Origin of the sequence: Stenotrophomonas bentonitica, from assembly GCF_002887735.1 — a bacterium.
Taxonomy (GTDB): domain Bacteria; phylum Pseudomonadota; class Gammaproteobacteria; order Xanthomonadales; family Xanthomonadaceae; genus Stenotrophomonas; species Stenotrophomonas bentonitica_A.
In genome coordinates this window covers 332,114-356,186 of record NZ_PKQP01000002.1, presented here as the reverse complement: position 1 = coordinate 356,186, position 24,073 = coordinate 332,114, and the positions used below count along the sequence as shown (strand labels likewise).

Annotated in this window: 24 protein-coding genes and 1 tRNA gene; 19 read left to right on the top strand and 6 right to left on the bottom strand. The window is 60.7% G+C overall.

Annotated features, from left to right (window positions below):
• The 3 genes from C0R07_RS05985 to C0R07_RS05975 all read right to left on the bottom strand — a co-directional run bounded on the left by C0R07_RS05985 (nt 1) and on the right by C0R07_RS05975 (nt 2,176).
• Complete coding sequence (locus C0R07_RS05985; protein ID WP_102788400.1) at nt 1-1,164, bottom strand: zinc-dependent alcohol dehydrogenase; 1,164 nt, start codon at nt 1,162-1,164, stop codon at nt 1-3.
• Nucleotides 1,165-1,356: 192 nt separating this feature from the next.
• On the bottom strand, nt 1,357-1,596 hold the full coding sequence (locus tag C0R07_RS05980) for a hypothetical protein (protein ID WP_102788399.1): 240 nt from the start codon (nt 1,594-1,596) through the stop codon (nt 1,357-1,359).
• 91 nt (nt 1,597-1,687) lie between these two features.
• Nucleotides 1,688-2,176 carry a DUF421 domain-containing protein gene (locus tag C0R07_RS05975; protein ID WP_102788398.1) on the bottom strand — a complete coding sequence of 163 codons (489 nt, stop codon included), beginning with the start codon at nt 2,174-2,176 and terminating at the stop codon, nt 1,688-1,690.
• A gap of 156 nt (nt 2,177-2,332) precedes the next feature.
• On the opposite strand from C0R07_RS05975, the gene C0R07_RS05970 reads away from it, so the two are divergent.
• Both C0R07_RS05970 and C0R07_RS19870 read left to right on the top strand, forming a co-directional pair.
• A complete protein-coding gene (locus tag C0R07_RS05970; protein WP_102788397.1) occupies nt 2,333-2,704 on the top strand; it encodes a hypothetical protein in 372 nt (123 codons plus the stop codon).
• Nucleotides 2,705-2,721: 17 nt separating this feature from the next.
• Nucleotides 2,722-2,886 (top strand): hypothetical protein, encoded by a 165-nt coding sequence (locus C0R07_RS19870; RefSeq protein ID WP_167390326.1) that lies wholly within the window; start codon nt 2,722-2,724, stop codon nt 2,884-2,886.
• A gap of 84 nt (nt 2,887-2,970) precedes the next feature.
• Here C0R07_RS19870 and C0R07_RS05965 read toward each other — a convergent pair.
• A tRNA-Arg gene (locus C0R07_RS05965) sits at nt 2,971-3,047 on the bottom strand.
• Between the two features lie 124 nt (nt 3,048-3,171).
• Here C0R07_RS05965 and C0R07_RS05960 point away from each other — a divergent pair.
• The 6 genes from C0R07_RS05960 (at nt 3,172) to C0R07_RS05935 (ending at nt 9,061) form a co-directional block, all read left to right on the top strand.
• A complete protein-coding gene (locus C0R07_RS05960) occupies nt 3,172-3,774 on the top strand; it encodes a phosphatase PAP2 family protein (protein ID WP_102788396.1) in 603 nt (200 codons plus the stop codon).
• Nucleotides 3,775-3,891: 117 nt separating this feature from the next.
• Complete coding sequence (locus C0R07_RS05955) at nt 3,892-4,236, top strand: hypothetical protein (protein ID WP_102788395.1); 345 nt, start codon at nt 3,892-3,894, stop codon at nt 4,234-4,236.
• Nucleotides 4,237-4,328: 92 nt separating this feature from the next.
• Nucleotides 4,329-5,435, top strand: a complete 1,107-nt coding sequence (locus C0R07_RS05950; RefSeq protein ID WP_102788394.1) for a polysaccharide biosynthesis/export family protein — start codon at nt 4,329-4,331, stop codon at nt 5,433-5,435.
• Between the two features lie 13 nt (nt 5,436-5,448).
• On the top strand, nt 5,449-6,138 hold the full coding sequence (locus C0R07_RS05945; protein ID WP_254427786.1) for a YjbF family lipoprotein: 690 nt from the start codon (nt 5,449-5,451) through the stop codon (nt 6,136-6,138).
• The gene (locus C0R07_RS05940) at nt 6,135-6,914 is read left to right on the top strand and encodes a capsule biosynthesis GfcC family protein (RefSeq protein WP_167390325.1); all 780 of its coding nucleotides are present in this window, start codon (nt 6,135-6,137) and stop codon (nt 6,912-6,914) included. The genes C0R07_RS05945 and C0R07_RS05940 overlap by 4 nt, the downstream gene beginning before the upstream one ends.
• Nucleotides 6,911-9,061, top strand: coding sequence for a YjbH domain-containing protein (locus C0R07_RS05935; protein ID WP_102788392.1), 2,151 nt, complete (start codon nt 6,911-6,913; stop codon nt 9,059-9,061). The genes C0R07_RS05940 and C0R07_RS05935 overlap by 4 nt, the downstream gene beginning before the upstream one ends.
• Nucleotides 9,062-9,194: 133 nt before the next feature.
• Here the strand turns inward: C0R07_RS05935 and C0R07_RS05930 are convergent, their stop codons facing one another.
• Entirely contained in the window at nt 9,195-11,432 is a 2,238-nt protein-coding gene (locus tag C0R07_RS05930) for a polysaccharide biosynthesis tyrosine autokinase (protein WP_254427785.1), read from the bottom strand.
• A 32-nt stretch (nt 11,433-11,464) separates the two neighbouring features.
• Nucleotides 11,465-11,926: a low molecular weight protein-tyrosine-phosphatase gene (locus tag C0R07_RS05925; protein WP_343125360.1), complete on the bottom strand. Its 462-nt coding sequence runs from the start codon at nt 11,924-11,926 to the stop codon at nt 11,465-11,467.
• A gap of 407 nt (nt 11,927-12,333) precedes the next feature.
• Between C0R07_RS05925 and C0R07_RS05920 the strand changes: the two genes are divergently transcribed.
• From C0R07_RS05920 to C0R07_RS05870, 11 genes are all read left to right on the top strand, one after another.
• A complete protein-coding gene (locus tag C0R07_RS05920) occupies nt 12,334-13,680 on the top strand; it encodes an undecaprenyl-phosphate glucose phosphotransferase (RefSeq protein WP_254427784.1) in 1,347 nt (448 codons plus the stop codon).
• Nucleotides 13,681-13,722: 42 nt separating this feature from the next.
• Nucleotides 13,723-14,859 carry a glycosyltransferase gene (locus tag C0R07_RS05915; RefSeq protein WP_102788390.1) on the top strand — a complete coding sequence of 379 codons (1,137 nt, stop codon included), beginning with the start codon at nt 13,723-13,725 and terminating at the stop codon, nt 14,857-14,859.
• Nucleotides 14,860-14,946: 87 nt separating this feature from the next.
• The gene (gene rfbF, locus C0R07_RS05910) at nt 14,947-15,723 is read left to right on the top strand and encodes a glucose-1-phosphate cytidylyltransferase (RefSeq protein ID WP_102788389.1); all 777 of its coding nucleotides are present in this window, start codon (nt 14,947-14,949) and stop codon (nt 15,721-15,723) included.
• Between the two features lie 4 nt (nt 15,724-15,727).
• The gene (gene rfbG, locus C0R07_RS05905; RefSeq protein ID WP_102788388.1) at nt 15,728-16,795 is read left to right on the top strand and encodes a CDP-glucose 4,6-dehydratase; all 1,068 of its coding nucleotides are present in this window, start codon (nt 15,728-15,730) and stop codon (nt 16,793-16,795) included.
• 27 nt (nt 16,796-16,822) lie between these two features.
• The gene (gene rfbC, locus C0R07_RS05900; protein ID WP_102788387.1) at nt 16,823-17,401 is read left to right on the top strand and encodes a dTDP-4-dehydrorhamnose 3,5-epimerase; all 579 of its coding nucleotides are present in this window, start codon (nt 16,823-16,825) and stop codon (nt 17,399-17,401) included.
• A 1-nt stretch (nt 17,402) separates the two neighbouring features.
• Nucleotides 17,403-18,302: an NAD-dependent epimerase/dehydratase family protein gene (locus C0R07_RS05895; protein WP_102788386.1), complete on the top strand. Its 900-nt coding sequence runs from the start codon at nt 17,403-17,405 to the stop codon at nt 18,300-18,302.
• Complete coding sequence (locus C0R07_RS05890; protein ID WP_102788385.1) at nt 18,299-19,195, top strand: glycosyltransferase family 2 protein; 897 nt, start codon at nt 18,299-18,301, stop codon at nt 19,193-19,195. The genes C0R07_RS05895 and C0R07_RS05890 overlap by 4 nt, the downstream gene beginning before the upstream one ends.
• A complete protein-coding gene (locus C0R07_RS05885) occupies nt 19,195-20,382 on the top strand; it encodes an acyltransferase family protein (protein ID WP_102788384.1) in 1,188 nt (395 codons plus the stop codon). The genes C0R07_RS05890 and C0R07_RS05885 overlap by 1 nt, the downstream gene beginning before the upstream one ends.
• 109 nt (nt 20,383-20,491) lie before the next feature.
• Nucleotides 20,492-21,847 (top strand): oligosaccharide flippase family protein, encoded by a 1,356-nt coding sequence (locus tag C0R07_RS05880; RefSeq protein ID WP_254427782.1) that lies wholly within the window; start codon nt 20,492-20,494, stop codon nt 21,845-21,847.
• Nucleotides 21,844-23,208, top strand: coding sequence for a hypothetical protein (locus C0R07_RS05875; protein ID WP_102788382.1), 1,365 nt, complete (start codon nt 21,844-21,846; stop codon nt 23,206-23,208). The genes C0R07_RS05880 and C0R07_RS05875 overlap by 4 nt, the downstream gene beginning before the upstream one ends.
• Nucleotides 23,198-24,073 (top strand): aldo/keto reductase, encoded by an 876-nt coding sequence (locus tag C0R07_RS05870; RefSeq protein WP_167390324.1) that lies wholly within the window; start codon nt 23,198-23,200, stop codon nt 24,071-24,073. Before C0R07_RS05875 ends, C0R07_RS05870 begins: the two co-directional genes overlap by 11 nt.

Below are 24,073 nucleotides of genomic sequence, written 5' to 3'. Positions count from 1 at the left end.
TCAGGGCGTCAGGATCACCTTGCGGCAATCCTCCTCTTTGCGGTCGAAGATCTCGTAGCCACGCACGGCGTCTTCGAGCGACAGGCGGTGGGTCACGATCACGCCCGGGTCCAGGCGGCCTTCGCCGATATGGTCGAGCAGCTCGGGCATCAACTTCTGCACATGGGTCTGGCCCATCTTGAAGGTGAGGCCCTTGTCGAACGCATCGCCAAGCAGGAAGCCGTGAATGAAGCCGGCATACACACCCGGGATGCTCACCGTGCCACCGCGACGCGTCGCCGCAATGCACTGACGGATCGCCACGCCGCTGCTGCCTTCCACCTTGAGGGTGGTCAGTGCGGATTCCAGCGCACTGCCCTCGGCTTCAAAGCCGACCGCCTCGATCGTGGCATCCACGCCGCGGCCATTGGTCTGGGTGATGATGTATTCCGCCGGGTCCTCGACCTGAGTGAAATCGATCGGGGTCACGCCGTACGTCTGCTGCGCGAAGGCCAGGCGATACGGCAGATGGTCGACCATGAAGATCGTTTCCGCCCCCAGCAGGCGGCAGCACGCCGCACTCATCAGCCCGACCGGGCCCGCACCGAAGATCGCCACCGTGGAACCGGGCTTCACCCCGGCGTTGATGGCGGCCTGGTAGCCGGTCGGCAGGATGTCGGAGAGGAACAGCACCTGCTCGTCGGCGAGCGCATCCGGAATGCGCAGCGGACCGACATTGGCCTTGGGCACACGCACGAACTCCGCCTGCCCGCCCGACACGCCGCCATACAGATGGCTGTAGCCGAACAGCGCCGCCGGGGGGCGGATGCCCCTCTGGTTCACCGCCGCGCCCTTGCCGGTGTTAGTCGTCTCGCAGGCCGCGAACTCGGCGAGACGGCAATGGAAGCATTCACCACAGGCGATCACGAACGGAATCACCACGCGATCGCCCGGGCGCAGGTCCATCACCCCGGCGCCCACCTCCTCCACCACGCCCATGAACTCATGACCCAGCACGTCGCCGGTATGCAGATCCGGGATCTTGCCGCGGTACAGATGCAGGTCCGAGCCGCAGATCGCCGTGGCGGTCACGCGCAGGATGATGTCGTCGGGGGCGGCCAGCGCCGGATCCGGCACGGTATCGACCCGTACATCCTTGCTGCCGTGGTAAGTCAGTGCGCGCATAGCAAACTCCGTTGTCCAAGTACCTATGTGGTACGTGGTACGGCGTGGCAGCGTCGTGACCGCCCCGTGTGCGGCGTGTCTACTCCGGCAGAGGCGGCGGCGGGCCAAGCCCGCTGAGCGTGGCGCATCGGACTGCGGGAGCACTGAATCATTCATGCTGACCGCGCAGCGTGTTCCAGCCGCAAGCGTCACTTACTCCAGCGAGGGCGCCGAAGGCGTCTCTGGATCGGGCGGCAGTTCCTGCGGCGGCGACGCCGGCGCAGGATCACCCTCCGGCGGGATTTCCTGCGGGGGGTCCTGTGCCGGTGGATCGCCACGGCCGGGCTCTTCCACCGGCGGCGCGGGTGGCACCGGATCCGGGGTCGGATCCGGCACCTGGGCGATCACATCATCGAATGAGGCAATCGTTTCACTGTCCAGTGTCATGTACATCGCGCGTGTTCCTGTTGAGGGACTGCGCCCGACGCTACGCGGCGTACCGTCAACATCCAGCGAGGGCTCCATTGCCCGGGAATGCTCCGGCTCAGTCATCTCCCTCGGAGCGGCTCTTGTTCACCGTGATCTCGCCGGAGGTTTCCAGCACCGCTAGGTCCACCTGCCCGAAGCCCTCGCAGCCGTTCGCGCGCATCGCCACCTCCAGATCGGCCGGGCTGACATTGCAGCGTTTCACCTGGTCCCAATAGATCGTGCCGTGCCGCGCCAGCACCACCGGCACGCCTTCCACGATCTCGTTGAGGCGCTTGCTGCGCGCCCCCAGAAAGCCGACGAACCAGTTCAGGCCGATCAGCGTCGCGGCCAGGATGAGCCCGCCGGGCAGCGAGGTGTCCTCACCGATCAGCGAGTTCTGCACGGCCGTGCCCAGCAGCACGATCACGAGGATGTCGAACGGGGTGGACTGCCCCATCGAACGCTTGCCGCTCATGCGGGTCAGCAACAGGACCACCACATACACCGCAACCGCGCGGACCACGAACTCCCACCATTCCATTCCCAGCTCGAACATCTCATGCATCGCGGCAGCCTCCGTGTGGCGAGGTCTGGACGATAGGAACTCCCGAGTGAAGCCGATGGGAGCACCCGCCCTTCACGGCACCCGCGCTCCTTCGTAACAGCGGCAGGGCTAGCGTCGAGGCATCACCGCCCTACCCGTTTGCGCAGGAGACACGCCATGCAGCACGACAAAACCCCGCCCGCCTCCACCGACGACGCCCATGCCGCGCACAACTGCCCGCCGGCGGAAGGCACGGTCGACAAGCAGCGCACCTCGGAGAACCATGACGAAGCGCTGGAAGAGACGTTCCCGGCCAGTGACCCGATTTCTCCGTTCGTTGCGGCCAAGCCGCCGAAGGATGACAAGGACGCGAAAGATCCGGATGCAGGGCGGCTGAAGACGGAGAACGAGGGCTACAACCAGCGCGGCCACGGCAAGGGTGGCAAGGCCGGTGAAGGGGAACCGGATGGCGTCCGCGAGGATGACGGCATCACCCAGCCGAACTTTGGGCAGGGTGGTACGTCTGGCAAGCAGACGTTGGATCGCTGACCAAACGAGGACCTGTCATGACTACTGCACCGCGAGCGCCCGCTACGAAAGAAGACGACCAGCAGAAGAGCCACACGCCGGACAAGCTGAGGAACGATGACGCCCGGTGGAAGGACAAGGACATGCCGGAGGCCGAGCATGGGGCGACGCCTGAGGATTATGAGCGGCCGGGGAAGGGCTGAGCGCCAGTGGCCTATCGGCTCCACCGGATTCGCACGGCTGTGGAGCAATCCGCCGCCGGCATCGCGTGTCTCAACGGAGGTGGATGGTGACCCCGGCCCGATTCGAACGGGCGACCTTCCCCTTAGGAGGGGGACGCTCTATCCAGCTGAGCTACGGGGCCACGGAGGGCGTAAAGGATACAGGCAAACCAGGGGCCTCATCCACGCCCGGCCGGTTGCCCGCCACTCATCCCCGACAGCGGCAACTGCCCTATGCTCCTCCGTCCCCTGTGATGAGTGACATGGATGCATCCTCTTTGGGCCACCCTTTCCCAACTCGGCGACAGCCGCTGGCTTTTGCCCCTGAGCCTGGTGCTGATCCTCTTCGGCCCCAAAGAGAGCCGCGCCCTTCGCATTCGCTGGGCGGCCGGCCTGGCTATCGCCGGTGGCCTAACCCTGGCCTCCAAGCTGGCCTTCCTGGGCTGGGGTATTGGTTGGGCCCGGCTGGACTTCACTGGCTTCAGTGGCCACGCGACCATGACGGCGGCGGTATATCCGGTCGCCGTGTATCTCGCCACGCATGGACGGCTCCGCCCCTCCCTGCCCTTGGCGCTTCTCGGCTCGCTCCTTGCCGCGGCGATTGCGTACTCGCGCCTGCCGCTCAACGCCCACTCGGTATCCGAAGTGGTCAGCGGATGGCTGCTGGGCACAGCGGCGACGGCCTTCGCACTGTTGGCGAGCCGCCGGGAGTGGCGCACGCCCCTACCAATCCTTGCCTTCTCGCTGGCGGTAGGCGCAGCTATACCCTTGTTGATGCCCACCGTGCGCACGCACGACATAGTAATGCGCATGGCGACCGAGCTCTCTGGCCGGGAACAGGTCTTCAACCGCCACCATTTTGTGCGATAGCCGTCAAATAATCGGCGCACAGAATCCTTCCCGCCAGCTCAAACTGGCTTGACACTGAATAGCCCTCGAAGCGATGATGACAGCGAAAATTTACCTCACGGAGTAGGAAACCCCGTTATGAAGAAGATCTTTGCCGCTCTCGCCCTCGTGGCTTTCTCCCCGATGGCTCTGGCTCAGGAAGCCCAGGTTGAGCAGGCTGCTGGTGCTGAAGGCACCAACGCTGCCACCAGCGCAGAAGTCGCCGGCACTGGCGCCGCCACCGGTGCCGCCACCGGCCCCCTCACCACGGCGGCCGTGATCGGCGCCGGCATCGCTGTCGCTGCAGTCGCATACAGCGTTGCGTCCGACAGCAGTAGCGACGACGCTGGCAACAACAATGGCGGTGGCACCACCCCGCCGCCCACCGGCACCACCGGCACCACCGGCACGACGGGCACCACCGGCACCGCCGGCACCAACTGATCCGCTAGTCGGAGTCAGGTCATTACGCCCTCGCCGGGCGCAGGTCCGGCGGGGGTTTTTGTTTTGCCCGACAGGGCCAGGAAGAATCATCGATGGACTGCAAGCGTCTCGGCGCCACTCTGGCGTTCGCCCTTACCCTGTCCGGCTGTGTCTGGGCGCCCGGTCAGCACCTGCGCTCCAGCGCCCTGGCCCGTGATGATCAGCCGGTCGGCAACGACCAGATCGAGCTGATCCTGATCACACCGAAGCTGATCGCCATGGACCGCGCCTCGCGCGATGTTCCGACGCTGCCGATCGCCCTGACAAGTTATCAGCCTGGTCCGTACCAGATTGGCGCAGGGGACATCCTATACATCACTGTGTGGGATCACCCCGAACTCACCGTGCCCGCCGGCCCACAGCAGCAGCTGAATGCAGCCGGTCGACTTGTCCAGTCCGATGGCACGCTGTTTTATCCGTACATCGGCAAGATTGCCGCTGCCGGCAAGACGCCTGGCGAGCTTCGCGATGAGATCACCTCAAAGTTGGCGCGAGTCATCGAAGCGCCCCAGGTCGATGTTTCCATGCTGACCTACGCCAGTCAGCGCGTTTGGGTCACCGGCGCGTCGCGTCAGGCAGCAACCGTACCGTTGACCGTGACCCCACTGACCCTCGGCGATGCCATCAGCCAATCCGGGCTTGATCCGGCGCAGGCAGATCTGTCGGGCGTCCGTCTCACCCGCGAAGGGGTGACCTATACCATCGACCTCGACCGGCTCGGCCGTCAGGGTGGCGGCGCTACCAACGTCTTCCTCAAGGCAAATGATCATCTCTACGTTCCGTATCTGGACCGGAAGGAGATTTTTGTCGTCGGTGAAGTGAACCAGCCCGGCGCAATGAGCTTCAAGACCAGCGACATTTCGTTGAGTCAGGCGCTTGGCCGTGCACGCGGCCTGCAGCAGTCCACGTCCAACGGAAACGCCGTCTATGTGATCCGGGGATCGAGCAATCTGCAGAGCGCGCCCTCGAGCGTGTTCCAGCTGGAAGCGAAGTCGCCTGCGGCCTTTGCCGTGGCCAGCCAATTCGAGCTCCTGCCCGGCGACGTGGTCTTCGTAGGCGCAGCTGGCGTGACCCGCTGGAGTCGCTTCGTGAATCAGCTGCTGCCGTTCACCTCGATTATCAGCAACGCCGCAAGCGCGCGTAACGATCTCGACAATTGACGGCTGGCCAATGATGAGCAGGACCGCTCTCGTTGCGCCGCAACGGAACCATGGATTGCGCGGCCTGGCCGCGCTCGTACTGATGGGCTTTGCGCTGTCAGGCTGCGGCGTGGTGGGCCGCACCAGCGTCAAGACCGTACAACTGGCAATGCAGGGCAAACCAGACGTTCAGCCCACAGCCGCTGACGTGGCAGCGAACCGCTATCCCCAGATCAAGGTCACCGGCCCGCGAGGCGGGGCGGTTCTGGTTTTGGGCAACCTCGATGGTGATCGCCAAGCCTGGTACAGCAACGATCGCAGCGTCGTCTTCCTTGAAGATGGGCTGCTGGTAGGCACGCATGGCGGCACCCCTGAGCTCCAGGGCATGCGGATCGAGGGTCAGAATCCTTTCCACGCCCTGCACCGGATCGAAGCGCCCATCACCGTCCAGCGCCAGTATGACGTCATGCCTGGCTATCGCTTCGGCATGACGGTGAGCGGCACCCTCGAACGCCTTGGCACCGAGAATGTCGAGATTCTCAATAGAACCCGTCCGTTGCTGCATGTCCGCGAACGGCTGGAAGGCCAGGACTGGAAGCGCGACAACCATTATTGGGTTGACCCGGCCAACGGGTTCATCTGGAAGAGCGTGCAGGCCATCGCACCCGATGCCAGCCTGGAAATCATCCAGCTCAAACCCTATTTGCCGGATCTGAACCGTTGATCACCTTGCGTCTGGCCGCCCTCGCCCTGGGCGTGGCCGCTTCTGTTTCCCTGCACGCCGCACCAGCCATCACCGTCGAGGTCATCGGCAGCGTCCGAAATCCCGGCGTGCTGACGCTCCCTGGAACCAGTCGATTGTCTGATGCAGCGCTCGCGGGCGCGCCGGATGATCGCAGCTACATGCTGGGAGCGGCCCTGCTCAAGCGCAGCGAACTCGTTGCGCAGACCCGTCTGAAAACAGGCCTGCTGTTCGACCTTGCGGCCATTGAAAGTCGGCAGAGCATCGACCCGGAAGGCGCCGCAGCCGCAACACGCATCGCCCGGGAAGTATCTGCGATGCCAGTCACCGGCCGCATTCGCCAAGGACTCGCCCCGCGTGTACTGGAAATGGACCTCAGCGCCAATCGACCATTGGCCGATGGTGACAGACTGTACTACCCGACACGGCCAAGCACGGTGACCGTCCTTGGCACGGTGGAGCAGCCCTGCTCGATACCGCATCATCCCTACCAGCGCCCGTTGGACTATGTGCGGCAGTGCCCTGCCCTGCTCGCTGCCAGCAAGGATGATGTGTTTGTCATTCAGCCTGACGGCGAGGTACAGAAAATTGGCGTTGCACTCTGGAACCGCAGCGGTGAGTCCACCCTCGCTCCCGGCGCCCTCATTTTTGTTCCTCTCAACGCACGAACAACGCGCGACGTGAACCCCGATTTCAACGAGGACGCCGCACGCTTCCTCGCCACCCAGGTGCTGGATGCGCCCGGAGCACCGAAGTGACTCGTTTTGCCAGATCACAGGCCGCTCGCCTGAGCCTTGCGCTGCTCACCTTGAGCATCAGCACCGCCCTCCATGCCCAGAGTGCCCCCGCTCCCACTGCAAGCGATTGGGGCGGCATTGGCCTGTTACAGACCCCCACCGCGCGCATGGCCGATGAGGGCGAACTCGCCTTCACGGCCAGTCATACCTCGCCTTACAGCCGCTACAACATGGTGCTGCAGCCGCTGCCCTGGCTGGAGGGCGCGTTTCGCTACGTTTCGGTGGCCAATCGGCGCTATGGTCCGGAATGGCTGAGCGGAACGCAGAACTACAAGGACAAGTCGATCGATCTGAAGATCCGCCTGCTTGAAGAGAGTCGCTGGGTTCCCGAAGTTGCGGCGGGCTTTCGCGATCTGGGCGGCACAGGTCTGTTCTCAAGTGAGTACCTCGTCGCCAGCAAGCGCATTGGCTCTTTCGATGCCAGCGTGGGCCTGGCCACCGGCTACATCGGTAATCGAGGTGATTTCAGGAACCCCCTGACTTCCATCGACGATAGATTCGAAACGCGCCCGCGAGCGCAAGGTACCGGCAGCCTCAATAGCGATGGGATGTTCCGCGGCCCCGTCGGCGTCTTCGGTGGCGTCGCGTACCAGACGCCGTGGGACGCGCTTCAGTTGAAGCTGGAGTACGACGGCAACGACTACAAGCACGAGCCGCAGGGGAACAACCAGCACCAGAAGAGCCCGTTCAACGTTGGCGCATCTTACGCGGTCAACAACAACGTGCATCTACACCTGGGCTGGGAGCGCGGCGACCTGGCGATGTTCGGCATCACCCTTCGGACGAACCTTGCCCAAGCCAGTTCAATGGCAAAGGTCCTGGATCCCCTGCCGATGCCACTGAAACAGCGTCCTGCGACCGCCGTGGCCGAGTCTGAGCACGACACAAATGTCGTCACTGAACTGTTCGACTGGTCAGGCGTCGCCAACCAGCTGGAGCAGAATGCAGGGCTGCGCGTTCAGAGCATCAGTCGACGTGGATCGGAACTGATCGTTACCGGAGAGCAGCGCCGCTTCTACTATCCGGCACAGGGCGTAGGCAGAATGGGGCGTATTCTCGACGGTGCGCTACCTGACGACATCACGTGGTTCACCGTGCAGAACGCCCGGTTGGGCGTACCGATCGTGGAAACCAGCATCGAGCGAAAGGCCCTCGTCGACTACATCGAACACAAGACCGACCTGAGCACTCTCGCCGGTCATATTGAGATGGCTCCTCCCGCCGCTCAGCGCCGGGAGACCCTTTACAGCGCACCGCTGCGCCGTTTCGACGGCGGGTTCAACATCGGCTATCAGCAATCGCTCGGCGGACCTGACGGCTTTGTGCTGTTCCAGGTAGCTGGCACCTACACCGCCAGCGCCTACCTCGCCCGGAATCTGTGGCTCAGCGGCACCGTCAGCTACAACGCCTACAACAACTACGACAAGTTCCGCTACGACGCTCCCAGTCGCTTGCCTCGCGTACGCACCAATATCCGCCGGTACATGACGGCGGAGGACTTGACACTACCAAATCTTCAGGTGACCGGCACCCGCCAACTTGTGCGGGATACGTATGGCATGGTCTATGCGGGCCTGCTCGAATCCATGTACGCCGGCGCCGGCGGTGAAGTGCTCTATCGCCCGCTCAATGAGCGCTGGGCAGTAGGCGTGGAGGCCAACTGGGTCAAGCAACGCGATTTCGATCAGCGTTTCAGCTTCCGTGACTACAGTGTCGCCACCGGCCATGCCAGTTTCTACTACATGTGGGGCGAAGAACGGCGCGTGGTGACTGCATTGAGTGCCGGCCGCTATCTGGCCAAGGACTGGGGTGCCACCCTGGCTGTCTCCCGCGCCTTCGACAATGGCGTGACCATGGGCGCCTACGCAACCAAGACCGACGTATCCTCCAAGGACTTCGGCGAGGGCAGCTTCGACAAGGGCATCTATGTGTCCGTCCCCTTCGACTTCCTGCTGCCGCGCTCCACGCGGGCCCGGGCTAATTTCGCCTGGAACCCGCTCTACCGGGATGGCGGCGCTCGCCTGGCGCGCAGTTATGGGCTTTACCAGATGACATCGGAGCGTGATCCGGAGTTCTTCTTCGATAACCTACAGACCATCGACGACTGATCTTCGCACTCAGCACAAGCATGGTGGAAGTAAAAAAGAAGGCCAGGAGCATGCTCCTGGCCTTTTTGGCATATCACATCATGGCTCTACAGCCCGTCAGCAGAGGGAGCGGCAAGGGCCGCCCCTCGTCGAATCACTTCTCGTTGGAAGCGTACTCGTAGTATCCATAACTGTAGTAGCCAGTTGCGCGCCTCTCAACGGCGTTGAAGATCGCGCCCTTCACTTGAACACCGTTCTGCTCGAACCGCTTCATCGAAAGCAGGATCTCCTTCGGCTGGTTTACGCCAAATCGGGTCACCATCAGCGTTGAACCAGCGTGGTGAGAGACGATCGCGGCATCGGTAACTGCAAGAATCGGAGGAGTATCCACGATGACCAGGTCGTACTCAGAAGACAGTCCTTCCAAGAGGCTGGCGAAGCGCGGGTGCATCAGGAGCTCTGAAGGATTCGGCGGAATATCGCCGCGTGTCATGTAGTGCATCTGCTCCAACCCGGGAACGGCATGAATTGCGTCGCCAACGGCCAGCTTTCCAGACAGTACATCCGACAGGCCGCTGACGTGGCTCACGCCCAACACTTTATGCAAAGTCCCCTTGCGCATATCCACGTCAATGACGAGCACCTTCTGACCTGCCTGGGCAACGACAGCACCCAGATTCGCGGAGATGAAGGTCTTGCCGACGCCAGGGCGCGGACCGGAGATTGCAATGACGTTGTTCTTCGCCTCCATCATCGCAAAATGCAGGCTTGTCCGCAGACTGCGAAGTGCCTCTACGGCCAGGTCTGCCGGCTCGGCCGCGGCCAGTAGATGCGAGCGACCATCAGCCACCACGCGGGACTTGCCTCCCCGACCCTTCTGGATCTTCAAGAGGTTACTGGAGACACTCAGCGGAATGGCGGCATATACCGGCAGACCGAGCTCTTCAATCTGCGCGGGGTCTTCCACGCCAGGATTGAGCATTCGAGCAAGGAAAGCAGCACCTGCAGACAAGAAGAGACCCAACAACGTCGAAACCAGCACGATCAGGCCTTTCTGGGGTTTGACCGGCTTGCTGATATCAACAACCGCATCATCGACGATCCGGACATTGCCGACCGTTCCCGCCCGGGCCACGTCCAGCTGCTGTGCCTGATTCAGCAGCGCCGTATAGAGCTCATTGCTCACCTGAAGATCTCGCGTGAGTCGCAGCAGCTCCTGCTGCGTGTCCGGAAGCGCATTGACCTCACGGCGGAAACCGTCTTTACGTCCCTGCAGATCGGAAAGCTGCTTAAGCAGAGCACGATAAGCAGGATGCTCGCGAGTGAAGCTCCGGTCCATCTCCGCCTGCTTCATTCGCAGTTCCTGGATACCCGTTTCAACCGCCACCTCTTGTTCCAGTAAGCCCTTCGTCTGCATGGTGATGTCAACAGAGTTGGCGCGCGACTGGTACTTCGCCATTGCCGCCTGGGCATCCTCCACCTGCTTGCGCACGGTAGGCAGCTGGTCCTTCACGAACTGCAGCTGAGAGGCCGCCTCGGCAGAGCTACGATCCACGTTCTGGCGCGCATACGCTTCGGCGACCTTCTGCACCACCATCTGCGCCAGAACTGGATCTGCATTTTCATATGCTACTCGCAGAATGCCGGACTCTTTGCCTTGCTCACCGGCCTTAATCTCTTCCTGCAGACCCGACACTACATCCAAGCGACGCAGCTTGGTGACAATAAAGCGCATACCCGGATGCGCGCGCAGGCTTTCCACTTCGATACGGAAACCGTGTGCCTCAGCTGCCACACCGGCCCTGCCCTTGACCACGAGTTCCCCGTCATCATCGATCAAATCGAATGCACCGTCGGCAGTAGTCGCCACAAGCGTTAGAGGCTCGTCAAAGTAGGCACGCGGAACCTCCAAGCGATGAATCTTCAGCGATTCACCGCCCCACCCATAACCTGACAGGCCCAACAGCGGCTCGGCGAGCTCATCGGGCGCGCGCGCTTCGGAACGACGTGCGAAGAATCCACCAAGTGCGGGGAATCGCCTGGGCTTGGCGACGATATCCAACTGCAGCTCATCCACTGCGGTCCCCACCACAGAGCGCGACGTCAACAGCGCAACCTCGGTCGTAGCAGCTGTACTGCCGCCACCCGCCAGCGAGGTCAAATCGGCCAAGCCCGGAATCGTTGGCATCTTCGACTCCACCTGCACCATTGCCTGAGCTTGGTAAACAGGCGTGGCGAACAGCGCATATGCCGTGCCAACGATTGCGAAGATCAGTGTTGTCCCAATGATCCACCATTTTCGGTCGATCAGAACCCCCAGCATCTCTCGCAGGTCAAATTCATCGTCCTCTCGGACGGCACGCGCAGGCGCTTCCTTCATCTTGGCTTCCATTTCATTCATTTCCACCGTGATCGGGCGGATCGTTACTTAACGTACTTGGACCAACGATCGACGCTTTTATCGATCAAGGCGTAAACATGCTCAAAGGCGATACGCTGCTGACGGTAGGGATCGGGCACTTCCAGCGAATCCCAACGCCCCAGCAGGAACGTCTTTCCACTTACCTCGGGTGTATCGCGCAGGATGCGCGATACATGCGCCTGCTCCATCACCAGGATCAGATCGGCCGCACATAGCACTTCAGGAGTCGCTTGCCGTGCACGATGCCCGTCCGGATCCAAGCCGTGCTCGCGCAGTATCTCGGCCGCCATAGAATCGATCGGTTTCCCAACCAAGGCCTGAAGGCCGGCCGACGAAACCTCAACCCCCACCCGGTCGCGCAGCGCGTGACGCATGAGGATCTCTGCGGTAGGGCTACGGCAAATATTTCCGACGCAGACAAGCAACAGCTTCTTGAACACATATCCCCCAAGGCATTCATCCATGAACCAGACGCACGGCCACCCTTGCCCGCGCTGAACAGCCCGACAGTCTACAGCATTGGCGCAAAAACGGAGCGGGGATTGGAGCCTAACCTCCTGATCCACCTCAAAGATCATGCGCCCAGATCGCGCTTCCGACCAGACATGGTGGCACCATGCAAATCTTGGGCCACTTGGCAACAACCCATCTACCGCTGCCTTCTGGTAGGATGCGAGCACAATTTTGACACCTCCGTCACGGAACCGGCGCCCGAACCGCATCCACCAACTTGACGCGGCCCAAGAAGAAGGCGGGCCGTAGCGCGTCGCTTTTTCAATCAAGGAAGACGAATATCATGTGGCTCTCCCCGTCCCGGCAACACTCTGGCCTTTGGACTTTATCCGCTGGGCGCTTCGGGGCAGCATTGAGCTTGGTCCTTCGTGTTGGCGACCCCGTCCTACTCATCGCAGGAGCTTTGGTCGCTTATGCATGGCGGTTCGGGGACTTGCATGTTCCGGTTGATTACTGGCGACTGGTCGCCATTACAGCCGTGTTTGCTGTCTTGGTCCTCGGCACCTCAACGCTTTACGGAAGCTGGCGAGGGCGCGGCCTGATTGCAGAGTTCGCGCAGCTCCTGCTCAAGTGGGCGCTTATCTTCTCGGCCCTCGTGGCCTACGCCACCGCAATTCAAATTACGGATGAACTCTCGAGGCTCTGGCTTGCCACATGGTTCGTCGCAAGCCTTGTCGGCGTGTTTGCCCTGCGCGTGGTGGTCCGCATCGGCTCTGCCTGGGTGCGGGCTCGCGGCATGGACCTCAGATCTGCGGTCATCGTAGGCGCCAATGCCGATGCGCAACACATTGTCGACACCCTTAAGGACAATGCTTGGACTGGAATCACTGTTAACGGGTGGTTCGCAGCCGATTCCGATCGATGCACTTTGAGCGGCGCAGCCGCCCTGGGCAACGTCGAAAGCCTGGGGAGTTTTGTAGAAGAGAATCAGATCGACCAAGTGTGGATAGCGCTACCAATGCGCGACGAGGCGCAGATCAGACTTGCGCTGGACCAGCTTCAGCACTCCACCGCGGACGTGAAATTCGTGCCGGACATGTTCGGACTTCATCTGATGAATCATTCAGTGGAGCAGGTTGCCGGCCTTCCCGTAATCAATCTGCAGCAGACTCCTCTGCACGGCGGCGCGCGACTTTTGAAGGCAAGCGAGGATCGTTTGCTGGCGGCACTCATCCTTCTGCTAATACTCCCCCTGATGCTTGCCATCGCGGTCGCCGTAAAAATCAGCTCACCCGGCCCAATCTTCTATCGTCAGGAGCGGATGAGCTGGAACAACAAGACGTTCTGGATGCTGAAGTTCCGCTCTATGCCAGTGGACGCGGAACAGTCTTCCGGCGCTGTGTGGGCAAAGTCTGGCGAGGCCCGCGCGACGCGCATTGGAGCCTTACTGCGGAAAACCAGCTTGGACGAACTTCCACAGTTCATCAACGTGCTACTCGGCGACATGTCCATCGTGGGCCCACGTCCAGAGAGGCCAGTCTTCGTTCATAAGTTCAAGAACGAGATTCCAGCCTACATGAAAAAGCACATGGTCAAGGCAGGGATTACTGGCTGGGCCCAGGTGAATGGCTGGAGAGGATCAACGGACTTGCAGAAGCGCATCGAGTGCGACCTCTTCTACATCGAGAACTGGTCGCTTTGGTTCGATCTGAAGATCATTTTTATGACGCTGTTCAAAGGGTTCGTGCACAAGAACGCCTACTAAAGCGCGCCCTTTGACCTTTCTGCTTTTCGCCTGTAGCCCTCTATGCTCATTGCCCTCCTAATTCTTGTCGCCGCCGTCTGTATTCTAGCGGTGGTCTACCCGTACCTGATCTATCCCACCCTTCTCGCTGCGACAAAGGCGCGACCGATTCAGCTTGGCGCTCCCGAGTGTGGCGATGGCGCAGATTTCACGCTCCTTTTCTCTGCGTACAACGAAGCATCGGCAATGCCCCAAAAGCTCGCTAACCTCAGGGATCTGCGGTGCAGGTATCCTGCGATGCAGTTCATGGCTTTCGATGACGGATCCAGTGATGGGACGGCAGACCTTATCGCTCGCGATGCCCCGTTCGTCCAACTCATCCGTGGCGGCGGCCGAAATGGCAAGGCGCACGGTATGAAGCTGATGGCCCGCCAAGCTTCAACGCCAGTGCTTGTCTTCACAGATGCCAATGTACTGCTGGACCTGGATGCTCCCCAAGCACTTGCCGCCTGCTATTCCGACAGCAGCGTCGGAGGCGTCTGCGGCGCACTTCATTACTTGGGTGCCGACGGGTCGTCTACGGCGGCCGTAGGCGGCCTTTATTGGCGCCTGGAGGAAAGAATCAAGGATCTGGAGTCGCGTAGCGGCAGCGTGATGGGCGCCGACGGCTCCATTTTCTCGATTCGAGCCGAACTTTATCCGGAGTTCCCTGATACTGTACTTGACGATTTCACGGTATCAATGTCAGTGGTGTTCAATGGACTTCGCCTCATCAAGAGCAACGCGGTCATCGCCTATGAGCAGCTTGTCTCCTCGCGAGGCGATGAGTTTGCCCGAAAGGTCCGCATCGCTGCTCGTGCGTATCATACGCATTCAGAGTTGACATCGAAGCGCCGGAAGCTTTCGCTGGCGAATCGCTTTAGGTACTTCTCACATAAGACCTTGCGCTGGTTCGGTGGTGCTTTTCTCCTGGCCGGGGCCGCGTCTGGAATAGCTGCTGTCAGCTTAATGTGGCCACTCGCTGGGGTGGTTGTTGGCGTCCTGATTGGCACGATGATCGTCATCGGCATCTACACACATAAGGGCCCGATATCGTCCGTTCTGGAGATCGTCTTGGCAATGCTTGCCACGCTGCAGGGCGTTGCGCGTGCAGCGCGAGGTCAGACCTTTGCGGTGTGGAATCCGGCGAAATCGCGCTAAACAACGGATCTTTGCCATAAGACCGCGTGATGAACGCAACAGTGACGCGGCATCAATGTTTTTCTCGAGAATTTTCCAGGAGACAGAATGAAAGCAGTCATCCTAGCGGGTGGATTGGGGACGCGACTGGCCGAGGAAACGGCCGTGCGCCCGAAGCCGATGGTTGAGATCGGCGGCCATCCGATCCTTTGGCACATCATGAAGATCTACTCGACCCATGGCGTCAACGAGTTTGTCGTATGCCTGGGCTACAAGGGCTATTACGTAAAGGAGTTCTTCGCGAACTACGCCCTCCATAATTCCTCGATAACGGTCGACATCGTCAACCGCTCCCTGGAGTTCAGGGGTGATTCGCAGCTTCCTCCTTGGAAAGTCCACCTGGTGGACACAGGCACCGACTCGATGACCGGCGGTCGCCTGCGGCGTGTGCGCGACTACCTGGACCACGATGAGCCGTTCTGTATGACGTATGGAGATGGTGTGGCCGACATTGACATTACGGCACTGCTAGCGTTCCACAAGAGCCATGGAAGGGACGCAACGCTGACGTCCGTACGCCCTGCTGGCCGTTTCGGCGCGACCGTAATCCAGGACGGCAAGGTCACGGAATTCACCGAAAAGCCGGCCGGTGACGGTGCGCAGATCAACGGAGGGTTCTTCGTGCTCCATCCGCGCGTAATCGACCGTATTGCTGGTGATGACACCATCTGGGAACGCGAGCCACTCGAAGGCTTGGCACACGACGGGCAGCTCGCCGCTTTCGAGCACAAGGGCTTCTGGCAGCCCATGGACACGCTCCGGGACAAACAGTCTCTGGAAGCGCTTTGGGACGCCGGCAAGGCCCCGTGGAAGATGTGGGACTAAGCATATGCCGAACCGTGATTTTTGGAGCAAGCAACGCGTATTCCTGACCGGGCACACCGGCTTCAAGGGCAGTTGGACCGCGCTCTGGTTGGCCCGCATGGGCGCGCAGGTGCACGGCTACTCGCTCGTGCCCGAGACCACCCCCAATCTGCATGACCTGATCGGCAACGCCAAGGGCATGACCTCAACCATCGGTGACATCCGCGACCCTCTCGCACTACAGCGTGCGGTAGATGCATGCGACCCTACGGTGGCGATCCATATGGCGGCCCAGCCCCTGGTCCGTCGCTCCTATCGGGAGCCGGCAGAAACCTACGACGTCAATGTCATGGGTACGCTGCACGTGCTGAACGCGCTTCGCCGCGCCCCCAATCTGCGCGCGATCCTCGTCGTCACCACGGACAAGGTCTATATGAACGACGACTCCGGCCGTCCGTTCATTGAAACCGATCCACTGGGCGGACACGACCCCTACTCCAGCTCCAAGGCGGCGTGCGAGGAACTGGTCTCCTGCTACCGGCAGAGCTACTTCGAAGAGGCCGGAATCCGCGTCGCCACGGCGCGTGCCGGCAACGTGGTAGGCGGCGGCGACTGGTCGGAGGATCGCCTGATCCCCGACATCTGGCGCGCCATGCTCGCCGGCCAGCCAGTGACCTTGCGCAACCCCAGCAGCACCCGGCCGTGGCAGCATGTCCTGGACCCGGTATCGGGCTATCTGGATTACGTCGAGGCACTGGCATCTGAGGGCGCCGTGGCGCTCCCCAATGCACTGAACCTCGCGCCCGCGACAGATTCCCCAATGAGTGTTCAGGCAGTCACTGAAACGCTCGGGCAGGCACTGGGCATGCACGAAACATGGCGTCTGGACGACGGTGACAATCCGGTAGAGATGACGATGCTGACCCTGGACGCATCGCTGGCAACCCGCGTGCTCGGCTGGCATCCACGCCTGACCGGGCGCCAAGCCGTCGAATGGTCTGCTGACTGGTACATCCGACAGCACCAAGGGCAGGATGCGACCGCGCTCACCCTTGCCCAGATCGATGAATACGAAGGACTGGCGTCGCGCTGAGCGCGCCTCCGGAAAGGAAACGACACCATGAAGTTCACCCCCGCCCCGCTGGATGGCGTGTACCTGATCGATCTGGAGCCCCGCAGCGATGATCGCGGCTTCTTCTCGCGCCTCTTCTGTCAAGACGAGTTCGCAGCACATGGACTGGAGACGAACTTTCTGCAGTTCAACACCTCGTTCACCCGAGCGCGTCACACCCTGCGCGGCCTCCACTATCAGCTCGGCGACTCTGCCGAGGTGAAAGTTGTCAAATGCACGGCCGGCAGCCTGTACGACGTCGTGCTGGACCTACGCCCGGACTCGCCCAGCTTCGGCAAGTGGTTCGGCACAGAACTGAGCGCGGAAAACCGCCGGATGATGTATGTGCCCCGCGGCTGCGCCCACGGCTTCATGTCGCTCACCGACGATGTCGAGATGCTCTATTTCGTCAGTGCGGCATACAACGGCAAGAACGAGCGCTGTGTCCGCTGGAACGACCCGCGTTTCGGGGTGGAATTCCCTCACGCGCCGCTTTCGATCTCCGAGAAGGACGCTGCCGCTCCGGACTTCGACCCAGCATGGCACCTGGACGCCGGCCTCACCAACACCCCATTCCCGCGGAGCTGAAATGCGCATTCTGCTCACTGGCGCCAGCGGTCTCATCGGACAGGCCGTGCACAGGAATCTCTCTCTGGACAACGAGGTAATCACCCTCGGCCGGAGCTCACGCGCGGACGTACGCCTCGACCTGGCTGACGTGGACGGACTGAACTCAGTGGCGCTGCCGGCGGCAGATGCCCTGGTCCACTGCGCCGGCATCGTCGACGAAGACTTCCGCGAAGATCCCGTCCGTGCGGCCAGAATGGCCATGTTCGGCGCGGGCGCGCTGGCGCGTCAGGCCGTCGCGGCGGGCGCCACGCGTCTTGCTTACATTTCCTCGGCACACGTGTACGGTCCGATGCTGGGCCACATCGACGAGCGCTCACCGCCGAACCCGGTATCGGATTATGCGATCTCGCACTACGCCACCGAACAGGTCTTCCGACGGTATGCACAGGGTGCAGTGACCGCCGCCGCATTCCGGCCGTGCGCCGTGTTCGGCAACCTAGGTGACCTTGACGCATTTCGTCGTTGGACGCTGATTCCCTTCTCCTTCCCACGCGAGGCCGTACTGGATCGTCGCATCGTCATACGCTCGACCGGACAGCAGCGACGCAACTTCGTGGGAACCGACGACGTCGCGGACAGCGTACGGCGCTGGCTGGATGCCCCATCTTCGGTCTGGCAGGTAATCAATCCCGTTGGGGCTACGTCCTGCACGGTGTTCGAGTTCGCCCAGCGGTGTGCTGCCATCTCGGATGAACTGGCCACGCGCAGCTGCGTCGTCGAGCGTCAGGAGCCAAACGGGCCGCAGGCCGGAGATGATTTTGAGTACGCATCCACCCTGCAGCCGACCACGGCTCGTCAGTCCATTGACGACTTCGCCCGCAGATTGATGAGCCAGCTTCTGCTCAAGGCCGTGCCATGACGCCGCGCTTGACCATCGGCCTTATCATCTACAACGGGGTGGACATTGCACGCCGCTGTATCGACAGCCTTATCGGGCAGACCTACACGGACTTCGTTCTGTTGATCCACGACAATGGGTCGACCGACGGCACCAGCGAGATCTGCGCCGAGTATGCGGCCCGTGACCCTCGCGTCCGACACGTGCGACACCCGCAGACCATTCCGCAAAGCGATAACTTCCGCGGCGTACTGATGTCTGCGGACAGCGAGTACTACATGTGGGCAGCGGACGACGATATCTGGTCGCCGCAGTTTGCCGAGCTGTGCATCGCCCAGCTCGACGTCAACCCCGATGCGGTGGCGTGCTGCACAGAGGTGAACTTCCGTTACCCCGATGGCGATGTTCGCCGTGCACGCGGTACGTTTCCCATCGTCGGCACGCCCGACGAGCGGGTCCGCACCTACCTGCACAATCCGCGCGACAGCGCCCGGCTTTACGGCGTGTACCGCACCAAGGCACTCCAGGCCAGCTATCCGGCCGGACTGAACATGTTTGGCTACGATTGGCTGGTGGTCTGCCTGAGCATGCTGCACGGCCACCACCTACAGGTTGACGGCGTGCAGCTTCTGCGCAGTGGGCATGCGCCAGGAAAGTACTTCGAGCGCTATGACCGTCATTTCGTACGCGATACGGGCCTAGTCGGACGTCTATCCTGGTTCCTGCCGCTATTGCCTCTGTCGCAGGCCCTGAAGGCTCACCTTCCACGCAGCGCATGGAGGGCTTCACGGCTTCGTGTTGCGCGGCTTAACATTATCCAATTTTTATTGTTGCTGAAATGGAAATGGAAGGGAGCTAGCAGCCTTTTTGCACTTGCCAAGGTGGTCGACAAGGCGATCCAGGGGGGGCGTTGATGTCTAGCTTTGAGCGTCCGCCAATCGCGCACCTTGCCTCATTGGACTCTTGGCGCGGAATATGCGCCCTACTGGTCGCAGTGCATCATTTCGTGTTGTTTTCGATTAATGAATTCAACTACCACACGATCGAATCGTTCTTCCTTTTTGTTGATTTTTTCTTCGTATTAAGCGGATTCGTAATCTCACTAAATTATTCGACGAGAATCGCAACGACTGCGGACGTCGCAGACTTCATCGTCCGCCGCTTTGCTCGGGTATGGCCTCTGCATGCACTTGTGATGGCCGGCTTCGTCTGCGTGTATCTGACGATTCGCGTGACGGGCACAGAGGCGCCATACACCATCGGTGCGAGCGGCACGACTTATATGCCGCTAAAGTTTCCTCTCGTGCTGGCACTTCTCAACTCTTTTGGCGTTTTTTCTGGAGGATGGAACCTTCCCAGCTGGAGTATCAGTGCAGAATTTTTTGCATACCTTGTATTTGCTAGCTGCATGCTTTCCAGATATCGGTACGCTTTGATCTGCGCCTTCACCCTATTAGGCGCCTATTACGTATTCGCAGTAAGCGAAACGCATATCAACTTGACCGCAAACTTTGGCGTATTCAGATGCCTCTATGGATTTGGAGTTGGCGTTGGCGCGCACCATCTCTATGCGCATATTCTGCGAAGAGGATCGCTCAACGCTGTCTCAAATACGACCACTGAAGTGATTGCACTAGTTGCACTCATCGGATTTCTTCATACATCCGTTACTTCCTCAGGAGAGGCCAAGGCCGCCTCAGCATTTGCGCCACTGCTATTTTCCGCCATCATCGTCGCATACACTGCACAGCGTGGAGCAATTGGCCGCTTCCTAAGAATGAAGCCATTCCTCAAGATCGGGCAGTGGTCCTATTCCATCTACATCACCCACTGGCTCGTATTAATCAGCATGGCCGCTGCGTCCAATGCCTTTTATCCAGCGTATAGACAGGTCGAACTCTGGGGTGGCGTCTATTGGAAATGGGACCTGTCTTCCCCCACAGCCTTTCTCACTGCCCTTGTAATCTACCTCGTGATTCTGCTGTCACTTTCGTCAATGACCTATTCCGCGATTGAAGATCCCTGCCGAAGGGTTGCATCCAATTACCTGAGAAGCAGAAAGGCAGCGAAAGGGGCGGCAAGCACTGCAGGCCAGCAGTAGACAGTGCGAGTGCACCTCATGGCTCCTGCATCAACAGCAACCTAAGTAGTCAAGCGAGCACTTTCAATTGAATCTCAGAAGAAACTCCCTCTTCTCAGCCGCAGAGGTCGTGATCGGGGGCATTGGGTTATTCCTGATCTACCGAAGCGTCGTCGCTGAGCTTGGCGTCGCCATGCTTGGCGTCTGGTCGATAGTGCTTGCCACTACCGCATTCGGACGCGTAGCCGATGTCGGCATCGCTGCTGGCCTATCCAGGTTCATTGCTGCTGCGCGTGGGCGACAAGAACATGTCCAGGTATCGCTCTACTTCTGGACAGCGCTTTCCACCATTGCCATTCTCATGGCGGTAATCGCGCTTCTCGGGTGGCTTCCATTGAATGCCGCGCTGGGCTTTGCCCTGAGCGGCGTGGAGTTGACCGCAGCCCGGCAACTGTTGCCTTGGGCGCTGTTCACTTTCTGGCTACTCAACATCAATGCGGGACTGGCAGCGACGCTGCTCGGCATTCAACGGTCGGATCTGCGCGCCCTTTCCTCCATTGGAGGCATGATCATCCAGGTAGTCGCATCCTATCTTCTAGTGAAGTCACACGGATTGCTCGGACTTGCCTGGGCACAGTCCGCGCAGTACCTTTTCACCATTGCGGCGTCAGCGATTTTTGCGCACATCTCCGGCGCCATTCTGGGCCCTCCCCGCTTCTCAAGACTGGTCTTGAAGGAGCTTTTCGGCTTTGGCGCAAAGCTTCAGATCGGTACGATCGCGAACCTCCTGTTTGAGCCTCTCTCTAAACTGGTCCTTGGAGCAGTGGCAGGTCCCGCATCTGTCGGCATCTTCGAGATGGCATATCGAATGGTGTATCAGATCCGGACAGTTGCGATCATGGCACTCCAGAACCTCGTTCCTGCCTTTGCTGAGCTCTCACAGCGCGATTCCACTGCGAGTAGCGCGCTTTTCACCAAGAGCAATCGCGTCGCCGCCCTCGCGGGGGGATCGCTCATGATCATAGCCATTGGCGTGGCGCCATTGGTGTCCGTCCTTTGGCTGCAGACGTACTCAAGCGAGTTCATGTCGCTGGTCGCGATGATTTCGGTCTGCTGGTTGGTCAACATCCTCTGTGCACCCTCCTATTTCTGGGGAATAGCGCACGGCACCATCAATGCGAACATCGGCGGCCAGCTTCTCACAGGCGTCCTGTCTCCTGCGCTGGCTTTTCTTCTTGGAAGTCAGTACGGCCCATTCGCTGCAGTGATTGGTATCCTCGCCGGCAAGGCAATCGGCGACATTCTGCCTGCCGTGTTCAATCGCCCTACCCCAGCCTGGTCCAGTGCTGGCGTTGCACAGCCGTGGAACTTACTGGCTTTGGTCACTACTCTTCTTTCAGCCACCCTTGCACATTACCTATGGGGGAGAATGGCCGGTGATTTCCTCTCATCGCACAATGCCCTCAAATTGATCACGTCATCATGAACCACGTCTACGCACAGCCCAACGCGCATGGAAGCTTCAGCCGCTCGACAGTAGGTCTGGCTCTGCTGATCGCGTTCTTCGTCGGCGCACATCTCAGACTGTCCATCTACAGCGGAGGCAGCGTACTGGTTCCCCAGTTCATCTGCCTGGCAGCCGGCGCTGCGCTTGCAGCGCTCTATCATAGGGCGCTTCTAAAGACGCTTCCGCTGATGCTTCTGCTTGCTGCGGCTCTGGTGCTTGCTCCCATTCTGAATTTCCCTTTCCTGTCCACCTCCGCGGTGTTTGAGACATACAAGGGCAGCATCCAGTTGCTGGTATCGATGACGCTCATGCTCGCTGTTGCCGCACTGGTAACCACCATTGATCCAGCACGACTCGTCAGACTTTCTACACGCCTGTGGCTGTTCTTTGTGCTGCTTGCACTTCTGGAATTCGTCGCCTTGCGCGAAGTCTTCGAGGCCATGAGTCAGGCAATCTACTCCGCATCTGGCCGTGGCATGTACACCGGCTTTGAGCGCGATCAGCTTCTGTATGGCCAGATCCGGCCCAAGGTCATGGCCACCGAACCCTCATTCCTGGCCACGACCCTACTCTGCCTGTGCACCGTGGCGATCCTTAGCATGCGCTCGGCGGGCAAGCCGCACGCGGTGAGGAATGGCCTGATCATGCTGGCAGTTACCTACCTGGTCTGTCCAAGCATGATCATCGTGTTCTACATGGCCGCCATCGCCACGTGGATGTACTGGCCGCAGACAAAGAAGGGGCGTGCATTGGTTCTGTTCCTTCTGGGCGGCGCTTTGGTTTCGACGCTGATCGCACAGACGTACATGACCCAGCTCGCCGCCCTCAGCAAGCTGGTGCTTGGTGACCATGGCGCCACCGGCAGCTTCTTTGGACGCATCGCCGTGGGACCAAGCGTCGGCATCGACGTCCTGGAGCGATATCCGTTGCTGGGGGTAGGTGTGGGTAACGCAGAGGCCGCGCGCCCGATCATCGACAGCAACTGGCTCAACAAGGGTGCTTTCGCTTTGTTTCCTTGGTTCGCAGACCCGGCTTTGCGGGCGAATGATCTGATGTCGAACGGTTTCTGGTGGCAGTGGATTTACATGGGTGCCGTCGGTGGTCTCCTGTTCGTGGCCCTGACCAAGGCATTGCTGCGCACGATGGGTGTGGCCCTCCCGTTCCGGGCGATCGTGTGTGCGTGGATTGTCTGGTACGCCGGTGCGGCTTTCGTCGATCCGATCTCCTGGTTCGCACTGGCCATTTTCTGTATTCCGCCTCGCGCGGATGCCGAACCTGAGCCCCCCGTCCCGCGCGTCGATGGCGCTGCGGTGGCGCCTGGAGCGATGCATGCGCGGTGATTCCCTCACGCCGCACGCCCACTTAGGCCTGGGATGCAGCCGACTCGGATCGGTCAATGGGGTAGCCGGTCCAGAAGCCACCCGTCTGCTTGCGGCCGCGTTGGACGAGGGCTATCGGTTCTTCGATACGTCTAACGTGTATGGCCAAGGCGATAGCGAGCGGCTGATAGGCAACGCTATCGGTAACCGCAGTGACTGCCTGGTCTGCACGAAGGGAGGCAAGTACCTGCCCTTCTCCAAGCGCATTCTGGTGCCGGTAAAAGGCCTGATCCGGCTTGTCGCGCGCGGATCCCACACGGCACGAAACGGGGTAAGCAGTCTGCGTAGTCAGCCGCTGCCCACGCGCTGGGACACCGCTTTCATTTCTGCGGCAATCGACGGCAGTCTGCGTCGACTGCAGCGTGACGCGATCGACGTCTACCTGTTGCACAGCCCGCAGGAAAGCGCGCTGCGCGATGGTGAAGCCATTCAGGCGCTGCACAACGCCCAGCAGGCCGGCAAGATTCGTGTTGTTGGCGTATCGGTCGATGACGTCGGCACGGCCATGGCGGCGCTGGCGGATCCGAGGGTAGGCGCCTTGCAGCTACCGCTCCATCCTGGTGCCAATGATTACGACCAGGTACTGGCGCAGGCCTTCCAGCAGGGCGTGAAGGTCATTGCACGTGAAGTTCTGGGTGGCCAGAGCGCGATAGCCGCCGCGCAGGATCCCTCGGCGTACGCCACCACACGCATCCAGGAGCTGCATCATGATCCCCGTATCGCCACTGTCTTGGTAGGAACCACCAAGATCTCCAATATGAAGGTCGCTGCGCGGGCCGCTGGACTGATTGCCAGCACTCCTGCCCGACCGCAACGTGGAAGCTGA